General features: G+C 52.9%; 23 protein-coding genes and 1 tRNA gene. 19 read left to right on the top strand and 5 right to left on the bottom strand.

Annotated elements, in window-relative coordinates; genetic code table 11:
• The first annotated feature begins 155 nt into the window (after positions 1-155).
• The 4 genes from H7F11_RS05095 to H7F11_RS05080 are packed head-to-tail and all read left to right on the top strand — an operon-like array spanning position 156 to position 1,468.
• Positions 156-395: a hypothetical protein gene (locus H7F11_RS05095; protein WP_193650083.1), complete on the top strand. Its 240-nt coding sequence runs from the start codon at positions 156-158 to the stop codon at positions 393-395.
• On the top strand, positions 392-778 hold the full coding sequence (locus H7F11_RS05090) for a hypothetical protein (RefSeq protein ID WP_193650082.1): 387 nt from the start codon (positions 392-394) through the stop codon (positions 776-778). Before H7F11_RS05095 ends, H7F11_RS05090 begins: the two co-directional genes overlap by 4 nt.
• A gap of 10 nt (positions 779-788) precedes the next feature.
• The gene (locus H7F11_RS05085) at positions 789-1,085 is read left to right on the top strand and encodes a hypothetical protein (protein WP_227485269.1); all 297 of its coding nucleotides are present in this window, start codon (positions 789-791) and stop codon (positions 1,083-1,085) included.
• Positions 1,082-1,468, top strand: a complete 387-nt coding sequence (locus H7F11_RS05080) for a hypothetical protein (protein WP_193650081.1) — start codon at positions 1,082-1,084, stop codon at positions 1,466-1,468. The genes H7F11_RS05085 and H7F11_RS05080 overlap by 4 nt, the downstream gene beginning before the upstream one ends.
• Before the next feature lie 70 nt (positions 1,469-1,538).
• Here H7F11_RS05080 and H7F11_RS05075 read toward each other — a convergent pair whose 3' ends face one another.
• On the bottom strand, positions 1,539-2,891 hold the full coding sequence (locus tag H7F11_RS05075; protein WP_193650080.1) for an IS1182 family transposase: 1,353 nt from the start codon (positions 2,889-2,891) through the stop codon (positions 1,539-1,541).
• 190 nt (positions 2,892-3,081) lie between these two features.
• On the opposite strand from H7F11_RS05075, the gene H7F11_RS05070 reads away from it, so the two are divergent.
• From H7F11_RS05070 to H7F11_RS05060, 3 genes are all read left to right on the top strand, one after another.
• The gene (locus H7F11_RS05070; protein ID WP_300251218.1) at positions 3,082-4,068 is read left to right on the top strand and encodes an N-acetylmuramoyl-L-alanine amidase; all 987 of its coding nucleotides are present in this window, start codon (positions 3,082-3,084) and stop codon (positions 4,066-4,068) included.
• Between the two features lie 72 nt (positions 4,069-4,140).
• Positions 4,141-4,800, top strand: a complete 660-nt coding sequence (gene trhA, locus H7F11_RS05065) for a PAQR family membrane homeostasis protein TrhA (RefSeq protein WP_227485268.1) — start codon at positions 4,141-4,143, stop codon at positions 4,798-4,800.
• A gap of 49 nt (positions 4,801-4,849) precedes the next feature.
• Positions 4,850-4,925, top strand: a tRNA-Glu gene (locus H7F11_RS05060).
• Here the strand turns inward: H7F11_RS05060 and H7F11_RS17195 are convergent.
• Both H7F11_RS17195 and H7F11_RS05050 read right to left on the bottom strand, forming a co-directional pair.
• Positions 4,885-6,405, bottom strand: coding sequence for a recombinase family protein (locus H7F11_RS17195; protein ID WP_227485290.1), 1,521 nt, complete (start codon positions 6,403-6,405; stop codon positions 4,885-4,887). The genes H7F11_RS05060 and H7F11_RS17195 overlap by 41 nt on opposite strands.
• A gap of 283 nt (positions 6,406-6,688) precedes the next feature.
• Positions 6,689-7,048: a helix-turn-helix domain-containing protein gene (locus tag H7F11_RS05050; RefSeq protein ID WP_193650078.1), complete on the bottom strand. Its 360-nt coding sequence runs from the start codon at positions 7,046-7,048 to the stop codon at positions 6,689-6,691.
• Positions 7,049-7,144: 96 nt separating this feature from the next.
• Here H7F11_RS05050 and H7F11_RS05045 point away from each other — a divergent pair, with 96 nt between their 5' ends.
• From H7F11_RS05045 to topA, 5 genes are all read left to right on the top strand, one after another.
• Positions 7,145-7,399, top strand: coding sequence for a hypothetical protein (locus H7F11_RS05045; protein ID WP_193650077.1), 255 nt, complete (start codon positions 7,145-7,147; stop codon positions 7,397-7,399).
• 16 nt (positions 7,400-7,415) lie between these two features.
• Positions 7,416-7,643 (top strand): hypothetical protein, encoded by a 228-nt coding sequence (locus H7F11_RS05040; protein ID WP_193650076.1) that lies wholly within the window; start codon positions 7,416-7,418, stop codon positions 7,641-7,643.
• A 213-nt stretch (positions 7,644-7,856) separates the two neighbouring features.
• Entirely contained in the window at positions 7,857-9,242 is a 1,386-nt protein-coding gene (locus H7F11_RS17090; protein ID WP_193650075.1) for a DnaT-like ssDNA-binding domain-containing protein, read from the top strand.
• Positions 9,226-10,035 carry an ATP-binding protein gene (locus H7F11_RS05030; RefSeq protein ID WP_193650074.1) on the top strand — a complete coding sequence of 270 codons (810 nt, stop codon included), beginning with the start codon at positions 9,226-9,228 and terminating at the stop codon, positions 10,033-10,035. The genes H7F11_RS17090 and H7F11_RS05030 overlap by 17 nt, the downstream gene beginning before the upstream one ends.
• A gap of 15 nt (positions 10,036-10,050) precedes the next feature.
• Positions 10,051-12,129 carry a type I DNA topoisomerase gene (topA, locus tag H7F11_RS05025; RefSeq protein ID WP_193650073.1) on the top strand — a complete coding sequence of 693 codons (2,079 nt, stop codon included), beginning with the start codon at positions 10,051-10,053 and terminating at the stop codon, positions 12,127-12,129.
• Position 12,130: 1 nt separating this feature from the next.
• Here the strand turns inward: topA and H7F11_RS05020 are convergent, their stop codons facing one another.
• Together H7F11_RS05020 and H7F11_RS05015 are read right to left on the bottom strand one after the other, a co-directional pair.
• Complete coding sequence (locus H7F11_RS05020; RefSeq protein WP_065974586.1) at positions 12,131-12,544, bottom strand: type II toxin-antitoxin system MqsA family antitoxin; 414 nt, start codon at positions 12,542-12,544, stop codon at positions 12,131-12,133.
• Between the two features lies 1 nt (position 12,545).
• Positions 12,546-12,848, bottom strand: a complete 303-nt coding sequence (locus H7F11_RS05015; RefSeq protein WP_065974585.1) for a type II toxin-antitoxin system MqsR family toxin — start codon at positions 12,846-12,848, stop codon at positions 12,546-12,548.
• Between the two features lie 74 nt (positions 12,849-12,922).
• On the opposite strand from H7F11_RS05015, the gene H7F11_RS05010 reads away from it, so the two are divergent.
• The 7 genes from H7F11_RS05010 to H7F11_RS04980 all read left to right on the top strand — a co-directional run bounded on the left by H7F11_RS05010 (position 12,923) and on the right by H7F11_RS04980 (position 17,612).
• Positions 12,923-13,189, top strand: coding sequence for a hypothetical protein (locus H7F11_RS05010; protein WP_193650072.1), 267 nt, complete (start codon positions 12,923-12,925; stop codon positions 13,187-13,189).
• Between the two features lie 90 nt (positions 13,190-13,279).
• Positions 13,280-13,834 (top strand): lytic transglycosylase domain-containing protein, encoded by a 555-nt coding sequence (locus tag H7F11_RS05005; RefSeq protein ID WP_193650071.1) that lies wholly within the window; start codon positions 13,280-13,282, stop codon positions 13,832-13,834.
• Positions 13,835-14,026: 192 nt separating this feature from the next.
• Positions 14,027-14,848, top strand: coding sequence for a hypothetical protein (locus H7F11_RS05000; RefSeq protein WP_193650070.1), 822 nt, complete (start codon positions 14,027-14,029; stop codon positions 14,846-14,848).
• A gap of 18 nt (positions 14,849-14,866) precedes the next feature.
• Entirely contained in the window at positions 14,867-15,415 is a 549-nt protein-coding gene (locus H7F11_RS04995) for a hypothetical protein (protein WP_193650069.1), read from the top strand.
• A 98-nt stretch (positions 15,416-15,513) separates the two neighbouring features.
• Complete coding sequence (locus H7F11_RS04990; protein WP_193650068.1) at positions 15,514-16,227, top strand: hypothetical protein; 714 nt, start codon at positions 15,514-15,516, stop codon at positions 16,225-16,227.
• Between the two features lie 6 nt (positions 16,228-16,233).
• A complete protein-coding gene (locus H7F11_RS04985; RefSeq protein ID WP_193650067.1) occupies positions 16,234-16,731 on the top strand; it encodes a hypothetical protein in 498 nt (165 codons plus the stop codon).
• A 254-nt stretch (positions 16,732-16,985) separates the two neighbouring features.
• Positions 16,986-17,612, top strand: coding sequence for a hypothetical protein (locus H7F11_RS04980; RefSeq protein ID WP_193650066.1), 627 nt, complete (start codon positions 16,986-16,988; stop codon positions 17,610-17,612).
• The last annotated feature ends 493 nt before the right edge of the window (positions 17,613-18,105 follow it).

Genomic DNA, 18,105 nt, shown 5'->3' with positions numbered 1-18,105 from the left:
AGGGTGTCCATTCTGGATAGGCTGGTTGATGAGCCAGCCCTACGCACTGAATTAGTGGATGCTGCATTGCGAGCCGATAAGGGCAAGAAGCACACGATGTTTTACTGGAGAGGGCATAGATGCCGCCTGGGATACTCGACTTTTAGGGCGCTGGTATGGGTCAAGGTCCGTGGCCGCTGGTGTCCCGCTGTTTGCAGGTGGGGGTAATCATGACCCGGCATATCCGCGAATTACAGCGCCGCTTCCCCGGTATCCAGATCAACCGGACCAGAGGCGGGCACCTGGTCGCCACAGTAGGCACCAGCCGCATATTTATGGCCGCGACACCTTCCGACCATCGAGCCATTCACAATATCCGCGCCATGATTAAGCACGAAGCGAGGAAACAATCATGACCATCACCGCCGCTTGCGTTATCACTCTGAAGAAACCGCCGACCTATCGACTCGCTCAGGATGGTAAGTTGCCCGTCTGGAGTGGCTACGGAATATCGGGTAAGGATGCTCTGAGCATCACCGCCTTCCGTGGATTGGCTGAAGAACTGGAAGCCTTGCACCTGGGCGAAGGGGATGCACTATCCGTTATTGGTGACGTGTCACTGAATAACTGGGTCGGGAAAGATGGCGCTGAATACTTCGGATTGAAGCTGATTGTCAGTAAAGCGGAAGCCATTACCGCACCTGTACCGAAGCGCAGAGCCACCAGCAAGCGCACACCACCGAAAGAGGCACCAGCGCAGGATGAGCCGCCTTTTTATGATGACCCGATACCGTTCTGAGGGGGTAACCATGACCAAGCCAACCAAGCCCGGAATTGTCCAAGCCATAGCGCCAACCAAAACGCTGCAACTCGTGGACCCTCAAGACATAAACCGACACCCTGCCCCCCGGCTGGGCACCGCTGCCGAGGTTCGCATGGAAATGGCCCGGCTCTATCGGGATGCACGATCTGGACGTGTTGAAGTGGGCGATGCCACCAAGCTGGCCTATATCCTCAGTCAGCTTGCTAATCTCATGCGGATTGATGATCTGGAGCAGCGCACCGCTGCCCTGGAGCGCGCACTTAAAGCGGAGGCCCGAAAGTGAAAAGCCTTTCTGATAGCCTCTTGAGCAATCTCACCCCCGCGCAACGATGCAGCGTTATTTTTTCTGCACTCGGTAGGGAGGATCACACCGAAGCCAACCGCCTGGCTGATACCGCCCCGACCGCGATATATGCCGCTGGCGATTTTTTCCAGATGTTCACTCGTGCCATGCTGACCGCTGCCCTTGCCCGTGGCGATATGGAACAGGCAACCGCTCAGGAATGGGCCAATCGCTGTTTCTGGGTAACGAGACTGCACAGCGATGGGGTAGACGATCCCACCCTGGATATATTTTGGAATGCTGCCACCGAGAGCAGGGACCGCGCTAGCAGCCCGTCGGTTTTAACTTCGGACTACTGCCAAATTTCGCCACGATTTTTTTGAAATCACTCGTTTTGAGTCTTTTTTGGTCATTATTGCCCTGTTTTTTGCGGTTTATCTGCATTTTCCTGCCCTACAGACGCAATACGGCCATGCGTTTTATGTTCCACGCCAGGCAGACCAGACTCCATTCTCCTTGAACCTGACGCAGGCCGCGCAAGGAGAACTGCCGGAATCCTATCACCGATTTGATAATCCCGAAGACCGGTTCTACCGTTTGTTTGCGCAGACGATAAACGCTTCGGCCTGCCTGCGTCTTCAGACGATGTATCATCGCCTGCATGCGGGTTGCATTTTCAGGGAGGGCTTCCGGTTCTGTATGCCGTTGCCGCCAGTCGGGATGGTGTTCTTCTCGGGCCACGGCAATGAATGGGGTAATCCCCAGCGCTTCGCAGGCCTCCACATTCTTTTCGCTGCAGTAACCCGTATCGGACACCAGCGCTTCTATGGGCCCCAGTTGCGCTGTTTGTGCCTGGAGGGTTTCCAACATGGGGATGACCTGTTCCTTGTCATTGGGGGCCTGGCTGACTCCGGTGGCTACCACCAGCATTGTCTGGTCATCCACGGCGGCTTGGGCATTATAGGTTTGTTCAAAGCCACCGCCTGAGACCGGCATGATGCGGGATTCTTCATCGGTGAGATTGATCTGGTCCTGCGCTTTAGGCGCCGGGTCCGGTGCCTGGGGGGCTTTGCCTCGGGGCTTTTGTCCCAGGGCTTCTTGTTCCGCACGGCGTGCCATTTGCGTGTCGTACTGCGCTTTCTCTTTGGCATAACGGACCTGTGCCCGCTCGGCAATCTTCGCCTTGGCTATTGCCATCACGGCCAGCCGGTCTTCTCGGCGCTGGATCTCTTCGGGCAGATTCACGCCCTCGGGAATCCCGGACTGATCCGCCTGTTCTGCCAGTGCAAAGAGTTCCTGTACTTCGGCCTGGAGATGACGCTCCATCTGTTCGATATGCCCATGGGACAGGGCTTGATGTTTGGAAGCATTGGCGTGGATCTTGGTGCCATCCAGACACACCCGGCCGATCTTCAGCAGTTTCATCTCCTGTGCCAGTTCCAGGACCTGCACGAACAATCCTTGCAGTTCGCCCAGAAAACGGCGACGGAAGGTGGCCAAGGTATCGTGATCCGGATGGCTGCCGGCCGCGAGGTAACGGAAAGCCACGGAATCATAGGTGGCTTGTTCCAGTTTACGGCTGGAAAAGACCCCGTTGGCATAGCCGTAGACCAGAATCGCCAGGAGGGTGGCCGGGTGATAGGCCTTATGGCCACGACCTGCATATTGTTGGACCAGTAGCGAGAGATCGAGCTGATCAATGACTTCTACAATAAATCGCGCCAGGTGCCCTTCCGGGAGCCAGTCGTCCATGGAGGGGGGCAGAAGATAATCGGTCTTGCGGTTAGTATCGAGGAAGTGGGCCATGAAATCACTCATCACATTGAATTATAAGTAATTATATGATAATTCGACGCAAAGGGAAAGTCCGACAAGCTGCTAGAGCAGAATTCATCCAGTAAAACGGCAAGCCATCATCTCTCTAGCTTGACTTCTTTCGAATAAACACTAAATTAGCTCTATAACTTGATACTTTAAAACAAGTTGGGGGCGTGTTGTGTGTGATTCTTCCAGAGCTTATTCCAATCGGCGTCAATTTCTTCAGCAGTTAGCACTGGGTGGAACTCTGCTCGGAACCTGGAAAATAGCTGATGCGGGTAGCCTTCTGCTCAGCCGAGCGAAAGAACGTCCCATTGTGGTTTGCCTGGATCCTGGCCATGGGGGCCATGACCCTGGCGCGGTTGGTTTGCGTGGCACCCGGGAAAAAGATGTGGTGCTCGACGTCAGCCTTGCTCTGGCCCAACGTTTGCGCGAAACCCCGGGGATACAGGTCGTCATGACCCGGCATACGGATCAATATATTCCGCTGTTGTCACGTATGCATCTGGGTTCGCAACATCGGGCTGATCTGTTTATTTCCATTCATGCGGATGCTTTTCCTGACCCCGACGTACGGGGCTCAACGGTCTGGGCATTGTCAGGGAAGGGCGCCAGCAATGCCGCAGCGCGCTGGCTGGCGAAAACCCAAAATGCAGCGGACCCCTTACTGAGCAGGTTACCTGCAGGCAGCCCGAATCCCATGCTCAATGAAGTATTAATCAATATGACCCAGACGGCTGCCATGAATGCAGCGGCAGCGGCAGCAGATGTGATGATTCGTGGGCTGGTGGGGGTGGAAGGGCTGCATAATGCGGCCGTGCAACATGCTAATTTTGTGGTGTTGCGTGCGCCCGATGTACCCTCCATGTTGGTCGAGACCGCCTTTATTTCCAACCCGCAGGAAGAACAACGACTGCGTGACCGGGAATTTCGTCAGACTCTTGCACGCAGTATGCACGATGCCATTGTTGCCCACTTTGTGAAGGCACCACCCACTGATAGCCGTTGGTCATCGGCCAATCATATTCTGGGCCATCATGAAACCCTCTCGGAAGTCGCGCGTCGTTATGGCCTCAGTGTTGAAGCGCTCCGCCTCGCCAATAATCTTTCTCATGGTGAAGAGCCGGCAGGCACTCATCTGCGCGTTCCGATCATGGGTGCCTGAGATCAGCTTCTGTGCAGTTTTACTGGCAAGTGTTATAACTAAGCAGTTGGCCGACAAAACCATAGGTGGACATTGCAGTATTCTCAGACAGAACCCCGGACAGAAAGAAATCAGACGCGGCTCGAAGAGTGGATTAACGGACTCTTGCATGGTGCTGGAGCCATGGGTGCCTTGCTGATATTTATTATCTGGTTGCTGGAAGCGGCGTTGCACAGTAAGGCGCTGGCCATTGTCAGCGTTTCGGTATTTGTGGCTACCATCCTGATTTTATATGCTGCGTCCACCATCTATCATTTGCTGCCACAGGGACCCGCCAAGCTGTTTTTTCAATGGGTGGATCGTTCGGCCATTTACCTGTTGATTGCCGGCACCTATACGCCCGTGACCCTGATGGTTTTGCACGATGTCTGGGGGATGATTCTTCTGGTGCTGGAATGGGTGCTGGCGTTGGCGGGTATTTTACTGTTGGTGTTCACCGGAAAGCGCTTTTATACCCTGTCTCTGATGCTCTATTTGCTGATGGGTTGGATGGCAGTGTTTGCGGTGCTGCCTTTGTATCGCGCCTCTCCAGGCTGGTTTTTGTGGCTGTTACTGGGTGGTGGTGCTGCCTATATGCTGGGAGTTGTTTTCTTTCTGTTGGACCGACGTAAATACTTCCATTCGATCTGGCATATTTTTGTCATTGCCGGTACGGCTCTGCAATTCTGGGCTATCCTGCAGTTTGCGGGTTGACCTGATTGTACTTGCTATTATTCGTCGGATCCTTATAATCTGTGGCCCTGCTCCCATCGTCTAGCGGTCTAGGACACTGGCCTCTCACGTCGGTAACAGGGGTTCGAACCCCCTTGGGAGCACCACCTTACCCCCGCTTTCTGTGAGGTTGATTTGGTAGGTGATGGTTGCCTGGAAGGTTTCCGGGCAGAGTTCGACTTTCTGAATCAGCCGGTGTAGTCCGGCGCGTAACTGTTCAGGCGCTTCCTGCTGCATGTTTTCGATCAGATTGCTCAAGGTCTTTTGGATAACCGCCGGTGTGACGTTTTTATAAGCGGAAATGCCTTCTAACTGGTTGAGTAAAGCCGTTTTTGTAGAAACAAGGACATCCCTGTCCTTTTCCATTCCTTCGATGTTTCTGAGTATGGGGGCTGGCGAACTGGTTTCAGCCAGATAATCCACCAGTTTGCTGATTTTTTTATCAAATTCATTGATTTTGTTGTCAATTTTATCCAAATTCCTTTTTTGGTACTGCTGCTCTGCCCTCATTTTCTGGTAGTGCTTTGCAACAGCCTCAGCGACCGCTGGGGAGGTCGCATACTCGCGGACGTTTTCCAATATCGCCTTATCGACATTATGCGCTGCCACACGAACCGTCTTTCCGAGTCGATAGTACCCGCAGTCGCCCCACCAGGCCTCGCCTTTCGGGGCGAATAGTATTCCCGAAAGCATATAGGTGTAATTGTTTCCATTGCGTTTTCTTCGCTTGCTGGTGGTGGCCAGCATTTCCAGGATTTGTTGCGCTTCCTCTTCGGAAATCAACGGTTCATGCGTGTTTTTGTGAATCACCCACTCTGATTCATCTCGTAAAACAGAGCTATAGTCCTTGCTCCCTTTTTCCTGATGCCGATTCCAGATCGTATGGCCGGCGTAGGTCATTGCGTTTTTTTTAATGCCTAACAGGGTGGTCCCCGTTTTGCCGTAGATTCCTGCCAGTTTTGCCGCATCATTCCGGCTGACCCCACGCGCCCTGTTTTGTAGGTAGGCGCGTATTTGCAAGGCATTTTCATCGGGGATCAGCTTGGACTTGGTTACGGGAGCGCCTTCACGAATAGCCCCCGTTTCGATACGCTTTATTCGATAGCCGGTAGGCGGCGTCCCACCCGCTCGATAGCCTTGTCGGATATTCTCGGCCATGCCTGCTAACCCTTTGGTTTTACTGGTGAGCGAGTGCCATTCATCCATCGCCTGCAGGATGGATTTGAGGAGCATTTCGGTAATGGGATCGGCGTCCGGCAAGGATTTGTAGAGGATGCGAACATTGTAACGACGACATTCCTGTTCCTCGAAGATAACGGCGTGCAGCCTTCTGCGGCTGATGCGGGCTGTATCGAGGACCAGGATCAGGTTCCAGGTACGACTTGGGGATCGTAGGTCGCATAGAAGATTTTGAAAGCCCGGTCTATCTTCATCCTTTCCGGATTCTACAGCGTCGGCATACTCTCCAACGATAATGATTTCACGCGCTTTGGCCAACACATAGAGTTCTCTGCGTTGCGCGTCGATGGAGACATCGGAACGATCTTTGGAGGAACGAAGATAGAGGACGGCCTGTTCTCTGGGCATGGCTCATTTTCGCCCTGATGGGGTGGTTAAAGCAAGCTAATGCGGGGTTTTCGGAGGGGCTACATGCTGCTTGGGGTTGTCCATCGCACTGTTTTTCTGGTCCTCAGCCGCCAACATCTCCGCCAGCATTTGAGCTAGCAGGTTCAGGTTAGGTTCACGGGCAACCTTCACGGTAATCGTGGGAGATTTGCGACCGGGACGGGGCAATGGATCGTCCTCGAAAGGGTGGAACACCTTGAGGATTGTAATGTAGGCCTGTCTTAAAAGTCCAACATGATGGACTTTAATATTTTTGCTTGGCTAAAAGTTCTTTCATGATTGTGTCAAAGTACGATTTTTTGTCTTGAAGAGTTTTGAAAAATTCCTTTTGTTCTGATTCCGGCAGAGATTCAAACAGAGTGAGCAGGCACTTTTGTCGCTCGGATAGTACCCGAAAAGGATTCTGATCTTCGCGCATTTCCCCTTTCCCGTAAACTAGCCAATCTATTGAAATGCCAAGGACATCACGGATAGCGAGAGTGTGTATCAGCTTGGGATCTTTTATGCCCCCGTTCTCCCAGGCCCATACGACTTGCTTGGACACGTTTAAGCGGCGGGCCAATTCTGTCATTGAGAGGCCTGCAGCTTCACGGGCGATTTTCACTCTGTCACCTAGCGTTGTAGTCATACCCCATATTGCAATATCCAGTTAAAAAGTGGTAAAACATAGGGAACGCAATCTGTCACTGGAGTTTTTACGATGAAAAAAGCGACGGCAGTGAAGATGTTTGGGACCGCATCACGGCTGGCGAAGGTGATCGGCATAAGCAAGGCCTGCATGTCAGCTTGGCCTGATGTCCTTACCCCCAGACAAAGTAACGAGGTCATTGGTGCTGCGTTGCGAATGGGCATCCCTATTCAGGATATATCCAAAGCCATGGATGAGCCTGAGGCGATTTATAAAAACTATAAACTGAGGACCGTTCGTGAATCTATGGAATCCTTAACTGGATGACTCAGGAGGCGACCCAATGACAACTCACGCAACACAATCGCAACACAAAAAAACAAGACCATATCAGATCTACAGTATATCAGATACTTACGGCATCCGGCGATGGCCGGGAAAGAATTTTGCCACCCGCAAGGCGGCAGAAGATGCACGAGAAGATTTGGGATACATGCGCGTCCCAGGGACGGTCGATGACATCGAACGATTTGTGGTAGTGGACAGTCGCCAGAATGACCGCTATTTCTGAGAACCCCTTAAAAAACAAAACCCCCGAAGACCTCGTAAGTCGTCGGGGGGTACATCTGTTGGCTCGGCAGCCTTGGTACGATCAGCGTCGCAACAACAACGTGACGATCTTCAACTCAAACCCAACCTGGACCAACCAAAGAACCAAGCTAAGTCATAGAAGAAAGGATCACAAAAATGAGCACTACAAGAAAAAGAAGGAGCACTACACAACGTGACCGATCTTACCGATTCCATTATAGAATCTGGTCAGATCGGTTGCAAGTCTGATTCGATTCCAGAAAACACCCAGGTCACATTGGATCTGGGATGCCCGGATGCGCTTCCGAGCAAACGCAGGCCGCTGGATGCTCTGGGCTTGTCACCAGACCTGAATATTCCCTGTATTTTGTCCCAACCACTGTTCACGCTGTATAGGTTGGCGCACTTAAAAATGACAGAGCGCGTTGTTTTGCAGGCGCTTTTACTGCACGCTCGTTATGATAATCTCGCCGAGCCCGTATTCCCCAGTCTGGAACGCATAGGCCAGATGATTGGCCGGGGCGTCTGCACTGTCAGCACGGCACTCCGCAATCTGGTACAGGCTGGATACATCGTCCGGCAGGTCCGGCGCAAGGCGCATGGCCGCTACCGTGGCGTTACCCATACCTACTTTACCCCGATGCTGGCAGAGCTTGTGCAGATGCCTTACGAGCCGCACCACGTCCACCAAAAAAGCCTGTTTGAACAGGCCATGTCCGGCTTCAAACAGGTCTGTGGCCTGGTTGCTGAAAAATTAGACGTAAAAAAATGGACCGCAGCATGGTTCCGGCACCGTGAATCGGTGGCTAATAGCCAGCTATTACAGAAACTTTCCCTGCCTGCCGAACTGCTCTTCCTGCTGGAAAGAGGGGTGCGGGCCAGTGATCTTTTCCGCTGGCAAAAGGAATTACGGAAAAACCGATCATCACTGGATCTATCCGGCATAGTTACCCGCAAACGCTTTGCGCTGGAAAAAGCCAAAAATGTCGGAGGCTATCTCCGATCACTGGTCCGGAAAGTCCTGAACGGCGAGAAGATTCAGGAAGGCTGGGAGTGGGAAGCAGATCAACAGCAAGAATCAGAAAAGCCATTGAATATCAACAGATACTATTCGTCATCCATCCCTATTTCAGCCGATTGGGAACCGTCCAAAGTCTTTGTCGGAATGGCAAAGCGGGCTGGCCTGAAGATGGACAGCCCGGACTATCCGAAGGCGCTACAGGAGTTCGTCGCGTACTGGTCTTTAAGACCAGACGAAACCCGCAGTCAGTCTCGCTGGGAGAAGTCGCTCATCTTTAGTTGGAAACGATATTTGGCAAAAAGCCATGAACCCGGAAAACCCGACAGGAAAAAAGAGGTATCTACGCGGCATAACTGGTCGCAGATCAATACTAACTATGAAGAAGGCATTACCGACGACGGTTCCATTACGGATGCAGCATTCAACGGAACTACGTCCCCCCCAGGTTACTGGGATGAGGCCGTGATTACATCGGACGGGGACGTGAGATACAGGCACGAAACAGAAGAATACAGAGGTATTCTGGAAAAAGGAGACAGTTATGACACGGTTGATTAGCGGATCAGTTATTGAAACCGAAGAACGTACCTGCGAAGTCCACGGGGCGTACACTGCGAAAAAACTTTGCTTCGGCAGCCGTGAAATCTGGTCCGGCTGCAAAGAATGCCTAGAGAATGAAGATAAGGAACGTATGCAGGCAGTGGACGAGCGCCGCAAAAAGGCCAGCATGGATGGACTGCTCCATCGCGCTGCGATTCCGCTGCGATTCCAGGGGTGTACGCTGGATAATTACCGGGTGGATGCGACTAACCCCAAGCAGCAGCGGGCGCTGGATTTTGCACGGGAGTATGCGGCGAGTTTTGATGAGGCGGTTCGCTCAGGACGCTCCATGATATTTTTGGGGCGGACGGGGACCGGAAAAACGCATTTGTCCACAGCCATTGCCAACGACATCATCCGGCGCGGTTACACGGCCCTGTTCACCTCAGTCATGGAAGCGGTTTTGACGGTACGGGAAACCTATCGTCGAGATGCGGAGAAAAAAGAGCGTGAAGCAATAGCGGCCTTTACCCGACCGGACTTGCTGATCCTCGATGAGGTGGGTACGCAGTACGGCACAGATTCCGAACGGCTGATCATTTATGAAATTCTGAATGCCCGGTATCAGATCAGGCGTCCCGTGCTTCTGATCGGCAACGCACGGATAGTAGAAATGCAGCAGGCTATTGGCGATAGAGCACTGGACCGTATCCGATCCAATGGCGGAATCGCCGTCCCGTTCGACTGGAACAGCTACCGCACCAGAGTCGGCATTGAAGATCTCGATACGGCCAACGCTGTCGCCCACTAAACAGAGGAAACATCCTTGGGAAACTTACTCATCGTCGAATCACCAAAGAAAGCCAGCCACATCCGGCACATGCTGGGCGATGGCTGGAATGTGAAAGCCACACTGGGGCACATCCGGGATCTGCCGTTGACCGGAGAAGCCGCTTATATCCGCCCGCCGGACTTCGCCATGCGCTACGAGATTCTGGATACGAAGCACAAGGAAATCGTATCCGGCCTACGCGCCGCCGCGTCGAGCGCTGATACCGTATTCATCGCCACTGACCCGGATCGGGAAGGGGAAGGCATTGCCTGGCATGTCTGCCAGGTGTTGAAGATCAAACCCGGAGAAGCCAAACGCATTTCTTATCAGGAAGTGACTGAAAGCGCGATCCGCAAGGCACTGGCCAAGCCCAGGCCGGTCAATATGCGCCTGGTGGCGGCCCAGGAAGCCCGTCGCGCCCTGGATCGGATGGTCGGCTGGGAAGTCTCTCCGATTCTGAGCCGCGCCATCGGTGCCAAGGCCTCTGCAGGCCGGGTACAAAGCCCCGCACTCCGCCTGATCGTCGAGCGCGAACGGGCCATCAAGAGCTTTAAGCCCACGCCCTTCTATCAGGTAGTGGCCCACATGCCCGGAGCAAAAGGTGCATGGCGAGCGATCTGGCAGGACGGGACCAAAGAGGGTGAGTATTTCCAGGACAAGGCCTTTGCCCAGGCACTTGCTGATGCGATCCCCGCGATGCCGCTTGCAGTATCCAAGGCGGAATCGAAACCGACTCGCAAATCCCCCGCCCCGCCCTTTACGACCAGCTCCATGCAGATGGACGGTGCCCGTGCCCTCAAAATTGGCGTTGATGACATCATGAAGGCAGCGCAGGCACTCTTTGAGGCGGGTGCTATCACCTATCACCGTACCGACTCCCCGAATCTCTCTGAGGAAGGGGAAACCATGCTGCGGGAAACCCTGAAGAAAATCGGGCTACCCGTTGTGGAAACGCCCCGGCGCTGGAAAGCCAAGGGCGATGCCCAGGAAGCCCATGAAGCGATCCGACCCACAAAATCGGATCGGGAAAACGCCGGCGAAGATAAAAACCAGCAAGCCCTGTATGACCTGATTCGCAAGCGGGCACTGGCCAGCCAGATGCCGGACGCGATTTATCAGCAGACTTCCTGCACGCTGGATGGTGGGAAGTTTCAGGAAAAGCCCGCGATATTCCGTGCCGTCGGATCTGTCCTGACGGATCCCGGCTGGCAGGCACTCTATCAGGAATCCGAAGAGGATGCGGAAGAGGACGGTAAGGGGTCCGAGAAAGTGGCGGCCAACCCGGTACCCAGGCTCTCCGTCGGTGACAAGCTCCGTGCAGACCGGGGTGAGATGCTGGCCAAGAAAACCAAGGCACCGCCCCGCTACACGGAATCCACGCTCATCAAGGCACTGGAAGATCATGGCGTCGGCAGGCCTTCGACCTATGCCAGCATCATCAATGTGCTCTACAAGCGCGATTATATGAAGCGCAAGGGCAAAGCCCCGGCTCTCTATGCCACCGAACACGGCGAATCCGTGTCGGATGCGTTATTGCCCTTTGATTTTTCCAGTCTGGATTACACCCGGCTTATTGAGGACAGCCTGGATGATATTACCCAGGGAAAGATGCCGCCGCGTGATCTGCTCTCCAAATCCTATGCGGATTTGAAAAGCACACTGGATGCCATGCCCGGAGATCCAACCGCCCAGCCCTGCCCGGTGGACGGCTGTGACGGTATTGTGACGCGCCGGGAGAGCAAGAGAAAACCCGGTGCATTCTTCTGGGTCTGTTCCAACCGGGACGCCCACGATTTACTGACCGATAAAAACGGAAATCCCGGAGAACCTTTCGGGGAAGCCGGATCAGGACCAGCCAACACCAATACCGATGGTCCTGCCTGTCCGGAGTGCGGGGATCCTACAGGGAAGTACGAAACCCGCAATGGTCATCCCTATTACCGCTGCAGCAAGGGCCACGGTACCTGGTGGGACGATAACGGCGCTATTGGTAAGGCCTGGGAGCCGTTGCCAGCAGGAAAGGGGAAGAAAGCGGGAAAGAAAGCCAGTGGTAGCAGAAGGAAAAAATCATGACCTACTCTGCCCGTCGAATTTCCTGCAACAGTTCAGGATGCTGCCCAAGTAACTTCAGCAGTAAAACCGTGGACTTGTGGGGCTGGGTTTTGCCGCGCTCATATTCGGAAAAGGCTGATGCCCCGCCGCCAAAGAGCGTGCCCGCCTCTTTCTGGCTAAGATGCAGGCGCTTTCTGGCATTACGCAGTTCCTCGCCCCGGCGCTGTGCGACTTCCCTGCGTAATTGCTGCAGCGTGTCGGCATACCGGTGTGCCTCGCCCGCATCAAATTCGCACTCTCCACAGACCGGGCAATGCCATCCGGAAACCTCTGCGATATTGGCGGTCCTGCCTTCAATGAAAACGTGCATGTCCCTGCGCTCATGCACAAGTTCCGTACCGTCATCGCACTGCAGACAGAAGCGTTTTTCGGTCATATCAAAGCTCCTTAAACTGAATCACGACGGCTCCAGATCGCAGCGTGACTTTAATGTAGGCCATTTTTCCGTTTGGACAGGGCGCATGGTACACGTCCTGCCATACCCGATGATCGGCAAAGGTCGTCATGCTCTTAAACAGCATTTCCGATTGCAGGCCCAATACAACCGCCATTCCCTCAGCAACCGTAAGGCCCATCAGATCTATTCCCCGCAAAGCAGTAGCGGTAAAAGCATCCAGGCCAAGATGAGTGATGGTCGCTTTAATCTCCGCCAGAGAGTAGTGCGGTTTACGTTTCTCCATCACTTAGAGTTTATGGATTCCATAAACATTTTTCAATATAGTGCAGCAGTCCCAGACACAAAAGGAGCAACACCATGCAGATAGATACGAAGTCCAGAACGGCCATCGAAGACGTGATCAACCGCCGGGCAGCCATCGCCTCGATGCAGGAGCAACTGAAAGAGGATGTGAAGGCCATTGCGGAATACCTAGACATCAAGCCCGCCAAGCTGAACAAAATCATCAGCCTGGTCGAGAAAGAGCGCGAGTCCGGAGATGTGGTGGAAGAAGAACGGGATACGCTGGATACAGCGGCGGATCTCGCAGGGAGTGGGGAATCAAAGCAGGATGAGGGGGATTAAATTGCAGGCATTGTGGATCACGCTGTTCTGTCATCAGTTTGCGACCTTATCCGGTAGGTTATCCACAGAAAATGTGGGTAATGCGCGATCATGACCCGCTTATCCACAGGGATCGCGGGTGGGATTTCCTACGCGGGACTAGGTTTGGCCATCCTGTTCGGTGCCCATTGCGCTATCGCGCAACAGGCATCACAGGCGGAAGCGGCAAAGCGGGCAGAGCTATTGGCTCATGCGGCGCAGGTGAAGCGTCTGACAAAGCTCGCAGGGCCATACGCGCAGCAGGTCGTGACCGAAGCACGCAGCTTTGATCTGCAGCCGCAGCTCGTGGCTTCCGTGCTCTATGTCGAGAACGGCGGGGATTTTGCGGGATCAGCACATCGTATCAGCCAGGCCGGAGCCATTGGCCCCATGCAGCTCATGCCGGTCACGGCCAGACTGCTCAGTGTGAATCCATACAAGCCCCGGCAAAATATCCAGGGTGGAGTCCGGTTTCTGAAGAGGATGCTGCATCGTTTTCATGGGAATACCCGGCTAGCTTTGATGGCCTATAACGAGGGGCCGACGGCGGTGGCGGAAGGAACCCGGTATGTGCAGGCCGTAGCGTATGCAAAAAAAGTGGTGCGGGTTTGGAGGGGGGATGATTAAAGCGAGAGTGTTACTGAAATGGTCAACATGGGGCTATATCACCGGACTTTTTATTTGCTTGCTGGCGACACTCGTTTTTGGACGGATATTCATCCAGTCCGGTGGAGCGCGGGTATGGCTATTCGTTTTGGTGCCCGCGTGCCTGGTCCTGACTAAATTTATTCTGGATGCTTTTAGTGTGCTGAGGGGCTTATGACAACAACAATCTGGATACTCCTGTTGGCTTTTTGGATGTATTGGGTACTAATCCGCGAAAAACCGGTTTATCTGGATGGTCCCAGCGTTGGATTCTGGACTTCCTGTTTGGAAAACTTCAGAACGCAAGGTCCAGTAGGCAAGTTGCAACCAGAACTGAACGCGGCGGCTGCACAATATGTGGCAAGCGTTTATGGCTACCGTGCCGCAGGAAAGTTTTGGCGGCGATGTTTAGCCTCTTTCGTAATGGGCTGGGTGGTGACGCTCTATGTGTTTATCTTGTTACTGCTTGTCGGCGCAGCGCACTCTTTGACCGAATGCTTCTTTGTTGCGTTTGCCCTGTTCTTCTTGTCTGCTGTCATTATCTGGACGGTAGTTTTGTGGAAGCTGAAACAATCGGGAGTGCCGTTGAATAAGAAAATGCTGGCGTTGGAGGAGATAAGCAAAATCAGGCAAGGCCCGCATGGATCCGCCATAGATGCAGCCCTGTCTGAAGTGCATCCACCTTCGATCTGGTGGTGGCCATACCCGCAAGGACGTGGCCGGTTTTTCAGGAACATGCTGAAGCTGCTGGCGGTTTGTCTGCCAGCGGCTTGGGCAGTCGTGCATTTTATTCAGGCGCATGTGGCCTGTTCTCCCTATTTTGAAGAACACAATCTCATCAGTTCCATCCTTTTGATTCTGGCGATGGGCGTGGAGTGGATGCTTTTTGTTTCCGCTCTGGTTTGGTGGGGAGATTGGCAGGGTAGCTCGAAATCATCCTGGGAAACTTTCCCGCTGTATATACTGATCAAAGATATAGCGGATCTTACTTGCTGACAAAAGGAGAAATATGAGATGAGCGTTTTCAAAAAAACCGAAAATCAGGAATCACCGGAATCCAAAATACCGTTCCAGCCGGATCCGAAGTGTAGAGGCTTCGTTTATACGATTCGGCCCGCGCAAATGCAGAGTATCTTCAGCCCTGCCAAAAATATCATGCCCTGTCGCGTAGGCGTTTTGGGCAGCGCAGCCGCTGCAAATGTGTATATCGTGGATCCTTCCGAAGATGAAACACCTATTTTTTTGAACGTAGGCGATGATCCGGATGCGATGGCGCGAGTTGGAATGGGTGATCCGTTTTTTCTCGATCTGATCCGGGCTTTTGCTGAAACCGCTGTCGCCCTGGAAACAAAGTATCCCTGTAGGATTCCTGAAGACGAGAACACGGTCTGTCTGCTCGTGCGGAATGAATTTGTTTATGGACAGGACCAGGAATGGGACGGCTGCGGTTTCGATTGCAGCATAGGAATGGCATCGTACAAGGAATTTGCAAAGTGGTTCCAGAAAGTATTTCCGGCGGGATCTGCGGCGAAAATTCAGGATGCTGGGGTAACACGGCATTAGGGGTGGCTCCAAGCCTTGGATATTTAAGTATCCTGCATTGTGGGTGATATATGACTGATGGAATAGTTCCCTTTTTGATAATTGTAGGAGTGTTTTGGATGGGGCAATTTGCTTTCTTTCCGGACGGGGGCAGGCTTCTGATTCTTCTTGAAAACAATGCCAGTCCACCCAGCAATCCTATGGAAACTTGGGCTGTGCAGATGTATCAGGAAACATTTTCTCCTGACTGCGGCTATCGGTGGGTACAAAAAGCGATAGCACCTGTCGCCTGGGCATCCTGGGTCTTTTTGTTGGCGATTTCGGTATTTTTTAGTGTTTTTATTGTGGGTCTTTTACCCAAAGGACCAGTAGTTATGTGGTCTGTTGCAGGCATTACTTCGCTTTGGGCCCTGTCTGTTCTGATTTTACTGTTTTTACTTATTACAGAGATGATATTGTTGTGGCGAAAAGGGATACCGTTAAACTTTCGTAAGCGAAAAGCACAGTGGCTTGCGAATAATCCGGCTCCCTCATCACAGATCTCTAGTGACGAACGATTACCCTGGTGGTTCTGGGTGGATACGGGTGTGTTTACCACCCTGCTGCGTGTCGCCGTTTTTCTGGGTGGGTTTTTCGTGTCGCTGGCGGTGGTTTTTTATGTGTTGCATGTAACCAATCCTGTAATGATCACACCAAATCGATTCTGGTTGGTGGTTTATCTTTGGGGGATGACTGTGTTTTGGTTCGCACTTTCTTTGCCAACGTGGTTATCACACATAGACTGGACACACCGTAACCGTGAAATCCTGATCTTGTGGGCCAAAAGGAGGTAACATTCAATGCGAACAATAAGCGATTTGGAAAACATGATTCATGGAGAGGCGAAGGTAAGAATCGGGTTAAAGAGTGGGATTGGGGTGGGCAGCATCAGCGCGTGGCCATTCCCAAAAGTGATCTATATGCACCAGAATTGGTTAGATACGAGGGAGGCAACGGACGCAGAAGTAAAAGATTGTTTGCTGCGCCAACTTGCAATGCGAAAAGACTGGTTATTCACGGCAATTACCCTATTGGCTACGGCTGGACTCTTTTGGATGTTAGCTGCAGGGCTCTGGAATATCTATGTGGCCCCGATACTGAATGCCAATCTAGGAACAGAATTGCCAATAAACAAGATGTGGATTGCTTATGGTGCGGCGGTGATGGTGGCAGGCGTCCTAATGCGCTTGATCCTGAATCCAGTGTTGAAACACAGGGCGGATTATTTTCGCAAGAAAACGTGTGCATTAGGACGGAGCGATGTGGTCACACCAATTCGACCCCGGACCCGAAACTAAGGGTGGCACACAATCGGAATCGCAGTACGAAAAGCTGGGCTGGCACCCCAAGGGCCGCGACAGCGGCCCGCACGTTCCCGGACGTGCCCAGCGCCCGTTAGGGCGTGACCCGGCTCGAAGAGCCTGAACCGGCCCGCATGGGCCTGATACGGTCCCGGCGTAAGCCGGGAACCTGTACCCGCCCCGATAGGGGCTGTTAAAACCAATATCCTGCGATCTTTGGGTATCAGAGATAGAAATACGGAGGCACAAAAATGGGCGTATCGGAAGAAAACTGGGAGAACCGGAATCACAAACGGATGTCACGCGCAGCGCAATACTTCAGCACGCGGCGGGAGTGGATGCTGCCCGATCTGCTGGTCAATCCGATTGGTACGCTCATTATCTGGGACGGGAAAGGATGGCAGACAGCACCGTGGCTGGACAACTTTATGCAGGTGCTGCGAAGCGGTCTGCTGGATTATGAGGATTTGAGAACCATGATCTCGCTCCCTATCCGCCAGAATGTCGCCGAATACTGGGATCTGGTGTTGCTGACTTCCGGATTGAACGGTTGCTTTGGCGACAAGAAGAAAGCAACACTCTGGCCCCAAGAACCGCCCGTATCAAGCATTCTAGCAATGGACCAGATGGCCTATCCGCCAAAGATTACGCCAAACATTTATATCGACTGTGTTTCTGAAAGGATGATCAATACGTTGAATCAGTGTGTCGAGATGCCCGAAACCGTCATTTATTGGCGGCCATCACAAGCAAACATCGCTGCGATGGAAGCATTTGGCGTGATTTGGGATGATATGGAAGAGGCTCTAATCAACGTACCGGAAGTGCAGTTTGCGGGTCAGCCTGAAGATGTGATCTCGATTCTTGGTAGAAAATAGGCACCCCCCCCAAGGCCGAAGCAGTGGTGTGAGGGTAGAATCGAAGGGTCCGAAGACTTGGCCTGCTCAGGCAAATGTACGGAATACTCCGATCAGTCCTGCGGATCCTCGAAAAAAATAGGTTCAACGTGGGTAGAGACCATCGCGATGCAAGAACATGGCTTGCGGGGATGACTCCCCACTGCGTCTGTCAAGTTGTCGCGTCAACCATTTCTCAAGTAGCCTTTTTGTCCTGCCGCTGCGGATTCAGATCTACCGCTCCGACGGGTGTCCAATTGCGTGTGCAGCCCGACCATCGCGCTGAGTTTTGAAAATCTCGCAGGCTGGTGGACTTGCACCGAGCTGGATGGATACTATATAAATATATAGTATGTGCTGATGATGAGTATCTAATGCGCACCATCCACGAAAGTTCTTCCCAGAAATGCTTGAAGATGCTGAGTTCCATGCTGACAATCATCCCTACCTGGATACTTGCCGGTTGGCTTGAGCA

It is taken from the genome of Acidithiobacillus sp. HP-2, from assembly GCF_015100155.1.
GTDB lineage: Bacteria > Pseudomonadota > Gammaproteobacteria > Acidithiobacillales > Acidithiobacillaceae > Acidithiobacillus.
The sequence above is the reverse complement of the archived record's forward strand: the minus strand, read 5'-3'. Positions and strand labels throughout refer to the sequence as shown.

Excerpts from the sequence above, each read along its gene's own strand:
- H7F11_RS05095 (WP_193650083.1), top strand. The coding sequence starts at position 156 with ATGGGTCAAGGTCCGTGGCCGCTGGTGTCCCGCTGTTTGCAGGTGGGG.
- H7F11_RS05090 (WP_193650082.1), top strand. The coding sequence starts at position 392 with ATGACCATCACCGCCGCTTGCGTTATCACTCTGAAGAAACCGCCGACC.
- H7F11_RS05085 (WP_227485269.1), top strand. The coding sequence starts at position 789 with ATGACCAAGCCAACCAAGCCCGGAATTGTCCAAGCCATAGCGCCAACC.
- H7F11_RS05075 (WP_193650080.1), bottom strand. The coding sequence starts at position 2,891 with ATGGCCCACTTCCTCGATACTAACCGCAAGACCGATTATCTTCTGCCC.
- H7F11_RS17195 (WP_227485290.1), bottom strand. The coding sequence starts at position 6,405 with ATGCCCAGAGAACAGGCCGTCCTCTATCTTCGTTCCTCCAAAGATCGT.
- H7F11_RS05045 (WP_193650077.1), top strand. The coding sequence starts at position 7,145 with ATGAAAAAAGCGACGGCAGTGAAGATGTTTGGGACCGCATCACGGCTG.
- H7F11_RS05040 (WP_193650076.1), top strand. The coding sequence starts at position 7,416 with ATGACAACTCACGCAACACAATCGCAACACAAAAAAACAAGACCATAT.
- H7F11_RS05030 (WP_193650074.1), top strand. The coding sequence starts at position 9,226 with ATGACACGGTTGATTAGCGGATCAGTTATTGAAACCGAAGAACGTACC.
- H7F11_RS05020 (WP_065974586.1), bottom strand. The coding sequence starts at position 12,544 with ATGACCGAAAAACGCTTCTGTCTGCAGTGCGATGACGGTACGGAACTT.
- H7F11_RS05015 (WP_065974585.1), bottom strand. The coding sequence starts at position 12,848 with ATGGAGAAACGTAAACCGCACTACTCTCTGGCGGAGATTAAAGCGACC.
- H7F11_RS05010 (WP_193650072.1), top strand. The coding sequence starts at position 12,923 with ATGCAGATAGATACGAAGTCCAGAACGGCCATCGAAGACGTGATCAAC.
- H7F11_RS05005 (WP_193650071.1), top strand. The coding sequence starts at position 13,280 with ATGACCCGCTTATCCACAGGGATCGCGGGTGGGATTTCCTACGCGGGA.
- H7F11_RS05000 (WP_193650070.1), top strand. The coding sequence starts at position 14,027 with ATGACAACAACAATCTGGATACTCCTGTTGGCTTTTTGGATGTATTGG.
- H7F11_RS04995 (WP_193650069.1), top strand. The coding sequence starts at position 14,867 with ATGAGCGTTTTCAAAAAAACCGAAAATCAGGAATCACCGGAATCCAAA.
- H7F11_RS04990 (WP_193650068.1), top strand. The coding sequence starts at position 15,514 with ATGGGGCAATTTGCTTTCTTTCCGGACGGGGGCAGGCTTCTGATTCTT.
- H7F11_RS04985 (WP_193650067.1), top strand. The coding sequence starts at position 16,234 with ATGCGAACAATAAGCGATTTGGAAAACATGATTCATGGAGAGGCGAAG.
- H7F11_RS04980 (WP_193650066.1), top strand. The coding sequence starts at position 16,986 with ATGGGCGTATCGGAAGAAAACTGGGAGAACCGGAATCACAAACGGATG.